This is a genomic window from Streptomyces koelreuteriae, assembly GCF_018604545.1.
GTDB classification, from domain to species: domain Bacteria; phylum Actinomycetota; class Actinomycetes; order Streptomycetales; family Streptomycetaceae; genus Streptomyces; species Streptomyces koelreuteriae.
In genome coordinates this window covers 345,704-358,600 of sequence record NZ_CP075896.1, presented here as the reverse complement: position 1 = coordinate 358,600, position 12,897 = coordinate 345,704, and the positions used below count along the sequence as shown (strand labels likewise).

At 72.1% G+C, this 12,897-nt stretch carries 13 protein-coding genes; 7 read left to right on the top strand and 6 right to left on the bottom strand.

Features of this window, described 5'->3' with window-relative positions; translation table 11 throughout:
• Position 1: 1 nt before the first annotated feature.
• The gene (locus KJK29_RS01590; RefSeq protein ID WP_407700483.1) at positions 2 to 997 is read right to left on the bottom strand and encodes a GlxA family transcriptional regulator; all 996 of its coding nucleotides are present in this window, start codon (positions 995 to 997) and stop codon (positions 2 to 4) included.
• Positions 998 to 1,146: 149 nt separating this feature from the next.
• Here KJK29_RS01590 and KJK29_RS01585 point away from each other — a divergent pair, with 149 nt between their 5' ends.
• Positions 1,147 to 2,031, top strand: a complete 885-nt coding sequence (locus KJK29_RS01585; protein ID WP_215116775.1) for an NAD(P)-dependent oxidoreductase — start codon at positions 1,147 to 1,149, stop codon at positions 2,029 to 2,031.
• A gap of 5 nt (positions 2,032 to 2,036) precedes the next feature.
• On the opposite strand, the gene KJK29_RS01580 is transcribed toward KJK29_RS01585, so the two are convergent.
• Entirely contained in the window at positions 2,037 to 2,387 is a 351-nt protein-coding gene (locus KJK29_RS01580) for a hypothetical protein (protein ID WP_215116774.1), read from the bottom strand.
• Positions 2,384 to 3,991, bottom strand: coding sequence for an aa3-type cytochrome oxidase subunit I (ctaD, locus tag KJK29_RS01575; RefSeq protein ID WP_215116773.1), 1,608 nt, complete (start codon positions 3,989 to 3,991; stop codon positions 2,384 to 2,386). The genes KJK29_RS01580 and ctaD overlap by 4 nt, the downstream gene beginning before the upstream one ends.
• A gap of 105 nt (positions 3,992 to 4,096) precedes the next feature.
• Between ctaD and KJK29_RS01570 the strand changes: the two genes are divergently transcribed.
• Entirely contained in the window at positions 4,097 to 4,648 is a 552-nt protein-coding gene (locus KJK29_RS01570) for an RNA polymerase sigma factor (RefSeq protein ID WP_215116772.1), read from the top strand.
• Positions 4,649 to 4,898: 250 nt separating this feature from the next.
• A complete protein-coding gene (locus KJK29_RS01565; RefSeq protein WP_215116771.1) occupies positions 4,899 to 5,897 on the top strand; it encodes a CU044_5270 family protein in 999 nt (332 codons plus the stop codon).
• A 50-nt stretch (positions 5,898 to 5,947) separates the two neighbouring features.
• Here the strand turns inward: KJK29_RS01565 and KJK29_RS01560 are convergent, their stop codons facing one another.
• Together KJK29_RS01560 and KJK29_RS01555 are read right to left on the bottom strand one after the other, a co-directional pair.
• The gene (locus KJK29_RS01560) at positions 5,948 to 6,313 is read right to left on the bottom strand and encodes a nuclear transport factor 2 family protein (RefSeq protein ID WP_215116770.1); all 366 of its coding nucleotides are present in this window, start codon (positions 6,311 to 6,313) and stop codon (positions 5,948 to 5,950) included.
• Between the two features lie 124 nt (positions 6,314 to 6,437).
• The gene (locus KJK29_RS01555; RefSeq protein ID WP_215116769.1) at positions 6,438 to 8,192 is read right to left on the bottom strand and encodes an ABC transporter ATP-binding protein; all 1,755 of its coding nucleotides are present in this window, start codon (positions 8,190 to 8,192) and stop codon (positions 6,438 to 6,440) included.
• 182 nt (positions 8,193 to 8,374) lie between these two features.
• On the opposite strand from KJK29_RS01555, the gene KJK29_RS01550 reads away from it, so the two are divergent.
• From KJK29_RS01550 to KJK29_RS01535, 4 genes are all read left to right on the top strand, one after another.
• Entirely contained in the window at positions 8,375 to 9,463 is a 1,089-nt protein-coding gene (locus tag KJK29_RS01550) for an S-(hydroxymethyl)mycothiol dehydrogenase (protein ID WP_215116768.1), read from the top strand.
• Complete coding sequence (locus KJK29_RS01545; RefSeq protein ID WP_215116767.1) at positions 9,463 to 10,092, top strand: MBL fold metallo-hydrolase; 630 nt, start codon at positions 9,463 to 9,465, stop codon at positions 10,090 to 10,092. Before KJK29_RS01550 ends, KJK29_RS01545 begins: the two co-directional genes overlap by 1 nt.
• 103 nt (positions 10,093 to 10,195) lie before the next feature.
• The gene (locus KJK29_RS01540) at positions 10,196 to 11,110 is read left to right on the top strand and encodes an SDR family oxidoreductase (RefSeq protein WP_215116766.1); all 915 of its coding nucleotides are present in this window, start codon (positions 10,196 to 10,198) and stop codon (positions 11,108 to 11,110) included.
• 28 nt (positions 11,111 to 11,138) lie between these two features.
• Positions 11,139 to 11,924, top strand: a complete 786-nt coding sequence (locus KJK29_RS01535) for an SDR family NAD(P)-dependent oxidoreductase (RefSeq protein ID WP_215116765.1) — start codon at positions 11,139 to 11,141, stop codon at positions 11,922 to 11,924.
• Here KJK29_RS01535 and KJK29_RS01530 read toward each other — a convergent pair.
• Entirely contained in the window at positions 11,921 to 12,841 is a 921-nt protein-coding gene (locus KJK29_RS01530) for a LysR family transcriptional regulator (RefSeq protein ID WP_215116764.1), read from the bottom strand. The genes KJK29_RS01535 and KJK29_RS01530 overlap by 4 nt on opposite strands.
• Positions 12,842 to 12,897 lie beyond the last annotated feature (56 nt).

Below are 12,897 nucleotides of genomic sequence, written 5' to 3'. Positions count from 1 at the left end.
GTCAGACCCGTGTCCGGCCGCCTCCGCCCGGGGGCGCCCCGGGGAAGGCCCGCCGGTAGTCGCCCGGCGACACCCCGACGTGCTTGAGGAAGTGGTGACGGAGGTTGTTGGCCGTGCCGAGGCCACTGAACTCCCCGACCTTCTCGATCGGCAGGTCCGTGGACTCCAGCAGTGACCGGGCGCGCCCGAGCCGCTGGTCGAGGAGCCACTGAAGCGGAGTCGTCCCGGTGGCCGCCTGGAGGCGCCGGTAGAACGTACGCGGGCTCATCGAGGCGCGCCGCGCCAGATCGGCGACCGTCAGCGGCCGGTCGAGGTTCGCCCGCGCCCACTGAAGGACGGGAGCCAGCCCCTCGTCGTCGCTGGGCGGCACCGACAGCTCGATGAACTGCGCCTGCCCGCCCGGCCGGTGGGCGGGCACCACCATGCGGCGCGCCAGCTGGTTGGCGACGTGCGCGCCGAGATCGCGCCGCACCAGATGCAGACACAGGTCGAGTCCGGCGGTGAGCCCGGCGCTGGTGAGGACGTCGCCGTCGTCCACGTACAGCACCGACTCGTCGACCTGCACCTTCGGATACCGCTCGGCCAGCCGGTCGGTGTGCATCCAGTGGGCGGTGGCGCGGCGGCCGTCGAGCAGCCCCGCCTCGGCGAGTGCGAAGGCCCCGGTACAGAGGGAGACCATGCGGGCGCCCGCGTCATGGGCGCGCCGCAGGGCGTCGACCAACCCCGCCGGCAGCGGCCTGCCCTCGTCGACACAGGGGTCGGGCACCGAGGGCACGATGACCGTGTCCGCGTCAGCCAGGTCGTCGAGTCCGTAGCGGGTCCGCAGGGTCAGCCCGTGGCCCTCCCCGCCCTCCCGCGTCCCCGCTCCCGTCCCGCAGAGCCGCAGGTCGTACCAGGGATCGGCCAGATCCGGCTGCGGCTTGCCGAACACCGTGCAGGGGATGCTCAGTTCGTACAGATCCCACGACGGGACCCCGATCTCCTCGGTCACGACCACGGCGACGGAACCAGCACCCATGCCCCGAAGCGTATGGCAGGAATTTGGTGGACGCCGTCACTCCTGTCACTGTTCCCGATCTTCACGCCCTGCGAGCGTTGCCGTACGTGATCACGCATCACCTACGCACGTTTCACGAGGAGTTGGGCATGAACGCAGAACCGCAGGCCGTCACCGTTCTCGGACTGGGCTCGATGGGCTCGGCCCTGGCCGCCGCGCTGCTGGACCGGGGCCACCCGACCACGGTCTGGAACCGGACCCCGGACAGGGCCCGGCCCCTGGTCGAGCGAGGCGCCCGCCAGGCCGCCACGCCCCAGGAGGCGGTCGCCGCCTCCCCGCTGACCATCGCCTGCGTGCTGGACTACGAGGTGCTGTTCGCGATCGTCGACCCGTCCGCCGTCGGCGACCTCGACGGCAGAACCCTGGTCAACCTCACCTCCGGCTCTCCCGAGCAGGCCCACGAGGCCGTCAAGTGGGCCCGGTCCTATGGGGTCGACTATCTCGACGGCGCCATCATGACCACCCCGCCCGGCGTCGGCGACCCCGCCATGATGTTCCTCTACAGCGGCTCCCGGCAGGTCTTCGAAACCCACCGCCCGACGCTGGCGGCCCTCGGCGACCCCCTCTACCTCGGCACCGACCCCGGACTCGCCTCCCTCTACGACGCCGCGCTGCTCGGCCTGATGTGGTCCACCATGACCGGCTGGCTGCACGGCACGGCGCTGGTCGGCGCCGAGGGGACGCCCGCCACCGCCTTCACCCCTGTCGCGATCCGCTGGCTGACCGCCGTGGCGGGTTTCCTCACCACCTACGCGCCCCAGGTGGACGCGGGCCGCTACCCGGGCGACGACGCCACCGTCGACGTACAGATCGCGGCCATCGACCACCTCATCCACGCGGCGGCGGCCCGGGGCATCGACAACGCGCTGCCCGAGCTGCTGAAGGCGGCGATGGAGAAGGCCGGCGCGGCGGGTCACGGACAGGACAGCTACGCCAGCCTGATCGAGGTCCTGCGCCCCGCGACGAGGGACTGAGCGGTCTAGCCCGACCCCAGTACCACGAGGTTCACGGCCACCACCAGCGTGACTCCGAGCAGCACAGCGGCGAGCAGCCGTGCGCGGAGCCCGCGGTACACCGCCTCGTACTCGCCCCGCAGTTCCTCCCCGCGGTGGGCCGTCCGCTGCCACGAGGCCCGGGTGAGGGCGAGGTGCTCCGCCGCGAACAGCCGCTCCACCTCCCGCCGTTGGGCCTCCGGCAGCCAGTCGAGCCCGGCGGCGAAGCGCTCGGCGGCCGTACGGGCCTCCTCCTGCGCCGCGGCGGCCAGCAGATGGCCCTCGACCTGGTGATGGAACGCCCGTATGTCCACGGGGAACCCCTCCATCGCGGTCATCGGAGCGTCAGCTCCCGCTCCGCCGCGGCGACGTCCGCGTGGTGCAGGTCGAACGCCGGGGACTCGCTGCGGATCCGGGGGAGGGCGACGAAGTTGTGGCGGGGCGGCGGGCAGGAGGTGGCCCACTCCAGGGAACGGCCGTAGCCCCACGGGTCGTCGGCCGTGACCTTCTCGCCGTACTTCGCCGTCTTCCAGACGTTGTAGAAGAACGGCAGCATCGACATGCCGAGCAGGAACGAGGAGATGCTCGACACCGTGTTGAGCGTCGTCAGGCCCTCCACCGCCAGATAGTCGGGGATGCGCCGCTGCATGCCCTCGGCACCCAGCCAGTGCTGGACCAGGAACGTGCCGTGGAAGCCGATGAACAGCGTCCAGAAGGTGATCTTGCCGAGGCGCTCGTCCAGCATCTTGCCGGTGAACTTCGGCCACCAGAAGTGGAAGCCGGAGAACATCGCGAAGACCACGGTGCCGAAGATGACGTAGTGGAAGTGGGCCACCACGAAGTACGAGTCGGAGACATGGAAGTCGATCGGCGGCGAGGCCAGCAGCACACCCGTGAGCCCGCCGAACACGAACGTGATCAGGAAGCCCATGGCCCACAGCATCGGCGTCTCGAACGACAGGCTGCCGCGCCACATGGTGCCGATCCAGTTGAAGAACTTCACACCGGTCGGGACCGCGATCAGGAAGGTCATGAAGGAGAAGAACGGCAACAGCACACCGCCGGTGACGTACATGTGGTGCGCCCACACCGTCACGGACAGACCCGCGATCGCGATGGTCGCCCCGATCAGACCCGTGTAACCGAACATCGGCTTACGGGAGAAGACCGGAATGACCTCGGAGATGATGCCGAAGAACGGCAACGCGATGATGTACACCTCTGGGTGGCCGAAGAACCAGAAGAGGTGCTGCCAGAGCAACGCCCCGCCGTTGGCGGAGTCGAAGATGTGGGCGCCGAACTTGCGGTCCGCCTCCAGGGCGAACAGGGCCGCGGCCAGGACCGGGAAGGCGAGGAGCACCAGGACACCGGTCAGCAGCACGTTCCAGGTGAAGATCGGCATGCGGAACATCGTCATGCCCGGGGCGCGCATGCAGATGATCGTGGTGATGAAGTTGACCGAGCCGAGGATGGTGCCGAAGCCGGAGAAGGCCAGACCCATGATCCACATGTCGGCGCCGATGCCCGGGCTGCGGACGGCGTCCGAGAGCGGGCTGTAGGCGAACCAGCCGAAGTCGGCCGCGCCCTGCGGGGTGAGGAAGCCACCGACCGCGATGAGCGAGCCGAAGAGGTACAGCCAGTAGGCGAACATGTTCAGCCGCGGGAACGCCACGTCGGGCGCGCCGATCTGCAGCGGCATGATCCAGTTCGCGAAGCCGGCGAACAGCGGCGTCGCGAACATCAGCAACATGATCGTGCCGTGCATCGTGAACGCCTGGTTGAACTGCTCGTTCGACATGATCTGCAGACCCGGCCGGGCCAGCTCGGCGCGCATGAACAGCGCCATCACGCCACCGATGACGAAGAACGCGAACGACGTCGCCAGATACAGCGTGCCGATCGTCTTGTGATCCGTGGTCGTCAGCCACTTGAGGTGCCTCATACCCCGCCTGTGTCCGAGCCCCGCCCGGACGTCACACTGCGATGACGCGACGAGAATCACGAAAACGGGTGTGACGATCGAGAAGGTGCCGGACACGAACGGGACATGAGCAACGACGAGATCTTCGCCGCTGCCTACCGCGAGCACTACTGGGCGGTCAGCCGCTATGTCGCACGGCGACTTCAGGGGCGGGCCGGTGAGGTGGAGGAAGTGGTGGCGGAGGTGTTCACGGTCGCCTGGCGGCGCCGGGCCGACCTGCCGCCCTCCCCGCTGCCCTGGCTGTACGGCGTGGCACGCAACTGTCTGGCCAACGCGGTACGCGGCCACGGACGCCGCCGCCGGCTCGTCGACCGGCTCGGCAACGACGACACCGCGCACGGGCGGCACATCGCGATGGGCCCCGAGGCCGACACCCCCGGCGCCTGGGTCCACGAGGCACTGTCCCGCCTCTCCCCGGCCGACCAGGAGGTGCTGCGGCTGACGGCCTGGGAGGAACTCGGCGTCGACGAGGTCGCGGTCGCCCTCGGCTGCGGCAGCCGGGCCGCCGCGATGCGACTGCACCGGGCCCGCCGCCGGCTGAGAACGGAGATCGACCGCATGGCCCCTGAGCGCGCCAAGGCCGACGCGCACTCCGCGGGAGGGCGGGACGATGACTGACGCGTCTCGTGTGACGACCGAAGGCCTGGGCAGGGGACGCCGCACCTACGCGGCCCGCGGCTGCTCGAGGAGCGGGGACGTGACGGTCGGTGAAAGCCGGCCGGGTGCCCCGTATCCGCCGTCGCCGACGGGCCGTCGGCGTATCCGGCGTCCCGCCCGCGCCACCCGCGCCACCCGCGCCGCCCACGCCTCCGCCGCGAGCGAGGCTCCCTGCCTCCCGCCCGCATGACCGCCCCGAAGGAACACGGCCATGGCTGACGAACTCGAACTGCTGCGCAGCGCCAACCCGGTGCCGCACGACGGCCCGCACCTCGGCGACGGCCCACTGGACCTGGACGCGGAGCGCCGGCTCGCGCGTCTGCTGAGTGAGCGGCCCTCCGGCCGTCTGCGGGACCGGCTGCTGCCGGGTCCGGGCCGGCCCCGGCTGGCCTGGGGGCTCGTGGCCACCGCCGTCGTCGCCGCCCTGACGCTCACCCTCGTGCTGAGCGGCCCGGACACCGCACCCGCGGTCGCCGCACCCCGCCCGCTGGTGGTGCACACCGGCTCCACCCCCGTCCCCCTGGACCGGCTGGCCGACCGTGCCGAGCAGGCCGCGGCCGACGGCTCACCCCGTCTGCGCAAGGGCACGCACGTGCAGTCCTGGAGCCTCGGCATGTCGGACGACAAGCCCCCGATCACCCTGCCCGAGGAACGCATCGTGCGCTGGCGGGCCGATGCCAGCCACACCGAGCTGGTTGTGGCCACCGACCCGAGGCACCCCGGCCGCCCGGTCCTCTCCGACGCGGGCGGCGAGCCCCATCTCGTCGACGACGGGCATGTCATCAGCGACCGGACCTACCCGCCGAGCTGGAGCGACGCACCGCCCCAGTCCCCGCCGCCGAGCGACCCCGCACGGCTGCGCGCCTATCTGACGGAGGCCCAGTACATCGACGGGCCGCTGACCACGCCCCAACTGCTGGACGCCGTCGAGGTACTGCTCGACCACTGGACCCTCGGCGCCCGGGAGACCGCGGCGCTCGCCCGCCTCCTGGCCGACACCGAGGGCCTGCGACCGGTCGGCCGGGTGACCGACCGGCTGGGCCGGCAGGGCCAGGCATACGTGTACGACGGCTCCGGCGTCCGCCACATGCTGATCACGAACCCGGCCACCGGCACCGTCCTCGGCCTGGAGAGCACCTTCACCGCCGACGAACCGGAGTACGGCGTCAAAAAGGGCGACGTCATGTCGTACAGCGCCTGGATGGGCTGATCACGACAGCCCGGGGCGGGCGCGGGTGGCAGTGGGGAGCGTCCCGGGGCCTACTCGTCCCAGGCCTGGATCAGGGTCTGTTCGGTGATCTTTCCGCCGCGCAGCGAGATCATGGACTCGGACAGGACGCGCACGCCGTCCGCGTACTCGCAGCTCTCGCTGTAGGCGGCCTCGTCGCCCTGGACGACGCACCGTTCCAGCTTGTGCGTCATGTCGCGGCTGTAGACGTCCTCCAGCATCCGGCCGATCTCGTCGCGGCCGTGCAGGACCTTGGGGTGGCTGGGCTGGGTCGTGCGGTCCACGATGCGGAGTTCCGCGTCGTCGGCGTAGAGGGAGAGCAGCATCTCCGGGGTCTGGCCTTCCAAGCCCCGGCGCAGGATCTCTCGGTCGAAGGCGGAGTCTGCCGCGGTTCCCATGATGACCTCCTTCGAAGGGCCGCGACCCGACGGGGAGCGGGCCGCGAGAAGCCTCACCCCTGAGCCTCCTCCCGCCCGGCGGGCTGGGCAAGCGCAGCCGGTCCACCGGCCCCGATCCGTCGGCTCAGTCGGCCGCGGTCAGGAACTGGGTCGCCGCCAGCTCCGCGTAGAGCGGGTCGGAGGTCACGAGTTCGCGGTGCGTGCCGACGGCCCGGACCCGGCCCGCGTCCATGACCACGATCCGGTCGGCCATCGTCACCGTCGACAGCCGGTGCGCCACGACGAGGACCGTGGTCGTCCGGGCCACGTCCGCGACGGTGTCCCGCAGCGCCGCCTCGTTCACCGCGTCCAGCTGCGAGGTGGCCTCGTCGAGCAGCAGCAGCCGGGGGCGGCGCAGCAGCGCGCGGGCGATGGCGACGCGCTGCCGCTCACCGCCCGACAGCTTGGTGCCGCGGTGCCCGACGAGCGTGTCCAGCCCCGCGGGCAGCCGCGACACCAGACCGTCGAGACGGGTCGTCTTCAGCACCCGCGCGAGGGCGTCCTCGTCCGCGTCCGGATGTCCCAGCAGCAGGTTGTCCCGCAGGGAGCCCGACAGGACCGGCGCGTCCTGCTCCACATAGCCGATCGAGGCGCGCAGTCGGGGCAGTTCCCAGTCGGCGAGGTCCCGGCCGTCCAGCGTGATCGCGCCGGAGTCGGGGTCGTAGAACCGCTCGATCAGGGAGAAGACGGTGGTCTTGCCGGCGCCGGACGGGCCCACGAACGCCGTCATGCCCTGCGCGGGCACGGCGAACGTCACGCCGTGGTGGACGTACGGCAGGTCGTCGGCGTAGCGGAAGCGGACGTCCTCGAAGGCGAGGGCGGCGGGCCGGTCGCCGGGGGAGGGCAGCGGCGCGAACCGGGCGGACGGCTCGGCGGGCAGTCGCAGTGCCTCCTGCATGCGGGTGAGGGCCGCGGCGCCCGTCTGGTACTGCGTGACGGCGCCGACGACCTGCTGTATCGGCGACATCAGATAGAAGACGTAGAGCAGGAACGCGACCAGCGTGCCCACGTCGACGGCGCCGGTCGCGACGCGGGCGCCGCCCACCGCGAGCACCGTGATGAAGGCGATCTGCATGGAGAGCCCCGCCGTGTTGCCCGCGGCCGCCGACCACCTGGCGGCCCGCACGCTCTGCCGCCAGGACTCCTGCGCCGCCTCGTGCAGCGTGGCCTCCTCCCGGTGCTCGGCACCGGACGCCTTCACGGTGCGCAGGGCGCCGAGGACCCGCTCCAGCGAGGCGCCCATGACACCCACCGCGTCCTGCGCCCGCCGGCTCGCCTTGTTGATGCGCGGCACGATCACGCCCAGGATCACCCCGGCGCCCGCGATCACGGCCAGCGTGACGCCCAGCAGCACGACATCCACCAGGCCCATCATCACGATCGTCGCGACGAGGGTGAGACCGCCCGTGCCGAGGCCGACCAGCGAGTTGGTGGTGACCTGGCGCAGCAGCGTGGTGTCGGAGGTGATGCGGGCCATCAGGTCCCCGGGTTCGCTGCGGTCCACGGCGGTGATCCGCAGCCGCAGCAGATACGACGACAGCGCGCGCCGCGCCCCGAGCACCACCGACTCGGCGGTGCGCTGCAGCACGTACGAACCCAGTGCGCCCACCACCGCGTTGGCCAGCACCAGCGCCGACATCGCCAGCAGCGCCCCGGTGATGGCCCTCTCGTGCGACAGATCGTCGATCAGGCCCTTGGCCACCAGCGGCAGCAGCAGCCCGGTCGCCCCGGTGACCAGCGAGAGCACGGCACCGGCGGCCAGGGACCAGCGGTGCGGCCGGACGTATCCGAGGAGCAGCCGCCAGGGTGGCACGGCGGTATCGGTCTCTGCGAGGCTCACGTCGCTCCTTCGGCGTCGGGCGGAGCGTTCAGGCTAGGGCGCCGGCCTCGTACGGCACCCTGCTTTCTGCGCTGGGCAGAACTCGTGATCATGCGTCTGAGGTGGCCGATCCCCGCCCCTTACCGATCAGTCGCGCGTAGGGTCGGAAGGGACCGACCCCGGCCGACGAAGGAGTCAGCGCCATGGCGCAGGAAGTACGCGGTGTGATCGCACCCGGCAAGGACGAGCCGGTGCGCATCGAGACGATCGTGGTGCCCGACCCCGGCCCCGGAGAGGCGGTCGTGCGCGTCCAGGCCTGCGGGGTCTGCCACACCGACCTGCACTACAAGCAGGGCGGCATCAGCGACGACTTCCCGTTCCTGCTCGGCCATGAGGCCGCGGGCGTGGTCGAGGCGGTCGGAGACGGCGTCACCGACGTCGAGCAAGGCGACTTCGTGATCCTCAACTGGCGTGCGGTGTGCGGGAAGTGCCGGGCCTGTCTGCGCGGACGCCCCTGGTACTGCTTCGACACCCACAACGCCGAGCAGAAGATGACCCTCGCCTCGACCGGGCAGGAACTCTCCCCGGCCCTCGGCATCGGCGCCTTCGCCGAGAAGACCCTGGTCGCGGCCGGGCAGTGCACCAAGGTCGCCCCGGAGGTCGCCCCGCAGGTGGCCGGGCTGCTCGGCTGCGGTGTCATGGCCGGCATCGGCGCCGCGATCAACACCGGCAACGTCGGCCGGGGCGACACGGTCGCCGTCATCGGCTGCGGCGGCGTCGGTGACGCGGCCGTCGCCGGGTCGCAGCTCGCCGGAGCCGCGCGGATCATCGCCGTCGACATCGACGACCGCAAGCTCGAGACCGCCCGGACGATGGGCGCCACCCACACGGTCAACTCGCGCGAGACGGACCCCATCGAGGCCATCCGCGAGCTGACCGGCGGATTCGGCGCCGACGTCGTCATCGAGGCGGTCGGCCGCCCGGAGACGTACAAGCAGTCCTTCTACGCCCGCGACCTCGCCGGCACGGTCGTCCTCGTCGGTGTGCCCACCCCGGACATGAAGCTCGAACTGCCGCTGCTCGACGTCTTCGGCCGCGGCGGATCGCTCAAGTCGAGCTGGTACGGCGACTGTCTGCCCTCCCGCGACTTCCCCATGCTGATCGACCTGCATCTGCAAGGGCGCCTGGACCTCGGGGCGTTCGTCACCGAGACCATCCAGCTCGACGAGGTGGAGAAGGCGTTCGAGCGGATGCACCACGGCGACGTGCTGCGCTCGGTGGTGGTGCTCTGATGACCACCCGAGTCGAACGCCTCGTCACCTCCGGCCAGTTCAGCCTCGACGGCGGCACCTGGGACGTCGACAACAACGTGTGGATCGTCGGCGACGACCACGAGGCGATCGTCATCGACGCCGCCCACGACGCCGACGCCATCGCCGAGGCCGTCGGAGACCGCAGGCTCACCGCGATCGTGTGCACCCACGCCCACAACGACCACATCGACGCCGCCCCCGCCCTCGCCGAGCGCACCGGCGCCACGATCTGGCTGCACCACGACGACCTGCCGCTGTGGAAGCAGACCCACCCGGACCGCGAGCCCGACGCCTGGCTGGTCGACGGCCAGACGATCGAGGCCGGCGGCGCCGACCTGCGGATCCTGCACACCCCGGGGCACGCGCCCGGCGCGGTGTGCCTGTACGACCCCGGTCTCGCCACCGTCTTCACCGGCGACACCCTCTTCCAGGGCGGCCCCGGCGCCACCGGCCGGTCCTTCTCCCACTTCCCGACGATCATCGACTCGATCCGCGACCGGCTGCTCACACTGCCGCCGGAGACGAAGGTCCTCACCGGGCACGGAGACTCCACGACCATCGGCGCGGAGGCCCCGCAGCTCCAGGAGTGGATCGCCCGCGGCCACTGACCGCGAGCGGCCGGGACACACCGACAGCAAAAGACGACAGAAGATGTCCGGCTTACCCGTCACTCTCGAAGCACCACGCATTCACGGCAACGGGAGGTCGGACATGTCAGCTCCGCTGAAGGACAAGGTCGCACTGGTCGCCGGTGCGACCCGGGGCGCCGGACGGGGCATGGCGGTGGAACTCGGCGCGGCGGGCGCCACCGTCTACGTCACCGGACGCAGCACCCGCACCCGCCGTTCGGAGTACGACCGGCCCGAGACCATCGAGGACACCGCCGACCTGGTCACCGAGGCCGGCGGGCAGGGCATCGCCGTCCCCGCCGACCACCTCGACCCGGCGCAGGTCCGCACGCTCGTGGAGCGGATCGACGGCGAACAGGGCCGCCTCGACGTCCTCGTCAACGACATCTGGGGCGGCGAGAAGCTCTTCGAGTGGGACAGCCCGCTCTGGGAGCACGACCTGGACAACGGCCTGCGCCTGCTCCGGCTCGCCGTCGAGACCCACGCGATCACCAGCCACCACGCCCTGCCCCTGCTGCTGCGCAACCCCGGCGGCCTGGTCGTCGAGGTCACCGACGGCACCGCCGACTACAACGGCGACAACTACCGCGTGAACTTCTTCTACGACCTCGCCAAGGCGTCCGTCCTGCGCATGGCCTTCGCCCTCGGCCACGAACTCGGCCCGCGCGGCGCCACCGCCGTCGCCCTCACCCCCGGCTGGCTGCGCTCGGAACTCATGCTCGAGACCTTCGGGGTCGCGGAGGAGAACTGGCACGACGCCCTGGAGCGCGTCCCCCACTTCGCCATCTCGGAGACCCCCCGCTACGTCGGCCGGGCCGTGGCCGCCCTCGCCGCCGACCCGGACGTGTCCCGCTTCAACGGCCAGTCCCTCTCCAGCGGCGGCCTCGCCCAGGTGTACGGCTTCACCGACCTCGACGGCAGCCGCCCGGACGCCTGGCGCTATCTCGTCGAGGTCCAGGACGCGGGCGGGCCGGCGGACACGAGCGGCTACCGCTGAGCCGGCCCCGGGGCAGTACGGTCGGCCCATGACGGACACCAGGCGCTTCGAGGGGTACGGGGTTCTCATCACCGGCGGGGCACGCGGCATCGGCGCCGCCACCGCCCGCCGCTTCGCGTGGGAGGGCGCACGGGTCCTGGTGGCCGACCAGGACCCGCCCGCGGCCACGGGGACCGCGCGGGCCCTGCGGGAGGAGGGACTCACCGCCGAGGGGATCGGGTGCGACGTGGCCGACCGGGCGGCGACCGAGGCCGCCGTCGCCCACGCCGTCGACACCTTCGGCTCGCTCGACGTGCTGGTCAACAGCGCCGCCCACTGCTCGCCCGACGCGCCCCTCTTCGAGGACGAACCGGACGAGTCGTGGGCGCGCGACCTCGATGTCACGCTGTCCGGCGCGTACCGCTGCTGCCGTGCCGCGCTGCCGCACCTGGCCGCCTCCGGGCGCGGCGCCGTCGTCTCGATCGGCTCGGTCAACGGCCTGCAGGACTTCGGCAACCACGCCTACAGCGCCGCCAAGGCAGGCCTGGGCTCCCTGACCCGCACCCTCGCCGGTCACGCCGCCGCGCGCGGTGTCCGCGTCAACCTGGTGGTGCCGGGCACCGTCCGCACCACCGCCTGGGAGGGCCGCGACGAGGACCTGGAAGCGCTGCGCCGGCTCTACCCCCTGGGCCGGGTCGGCGAACCGGAGGACATCGCGGCGGCCGTCACCTTCCTCGCCTCGTCCGACGCCTCCTGGATCACCGGCACCACCCTGGTCGTCGACGGCGGCCTCACCGCCGTCAACACCGGTTTTCACGACGCCTTGCGGCCCTAGACCGTCTCCGCGAAGGCGCCCTGGCGCGGCAGCGTCTCCCGGAGCCGGTCCAGCAGGGCCCTGGCCGCTGGGCCGGTCGGGCCCTCCGTGCGCCAGGCCAGAGCGATGCGGCCGCGCGCCCGGGGGTGGTCGATGAGCAGGGTGCGCAGCTCGCCGGGGGGCTCCGCCTCCGGGACGACGGCCGCGCCGAGTCCGCGTGCGGCGAGCCGGGTGAGCGCCTCCGGGGCCGCCGCCTCGAAGGCGACCCGCGGCCGGAACCCCGCCTCCGCGCACACCCCCTCCAGGGCGCCGCGCACCCCGGTCCCACTCGGCAGGCTGACCAGGGCGTGCTCCCGCAGCGCCGCCGGCGGCACCGCCGTACGGCCCGCGTACTCCGCGAGCAGCGGATGGCCGTCCGCGACGGCCACCACCAGCGGCACGTCGACCAGCACCCGCACGGCCACACCGGGCGGCGGTTCCCGGTCCGCCAGTCCGACCACGGCGATGTCCAGCTCGCCGCGGCGCAGTGCCGTGAGCATCAGGTCCGAGGTGGCCTCGGTGAGGGTGATCTCCACCTGAGGATGGTCGTCGTGGAAGCCGGCCAGCACCCCCGGCACATCGATGGCGTGCCCGAGCGTGCCCGGCACCAGGCCGATCCCGACCCGGCCCCGCAGCAGCCCGCCGAACTCCGCGACCGCCTGCCGCACCCCGTCGACGGCCGCGAGCGCCGCCCGCGCATGCGGCAGGACCGCCTCGCCGACCTCCGTCGGCGTCACCGAGCGGCCGGTCCGGTCCAGCAGCGGCCGGCCCAGCTCCCGCTCCAGCTGCCGGATCTGCGCGCTCACCCCGGGCTGCGCCACATGCAGCCGCTCGGCGGCCCGGGTGAAGCTCGCTTCCTCCACGACGGCGACGAGGTACCGCAGCTGCCTCAGCTCCATAAGCGACCATGCTAGGGGCCAGCACAACCAGCTCTTGGACTTATGGATCACGCGCA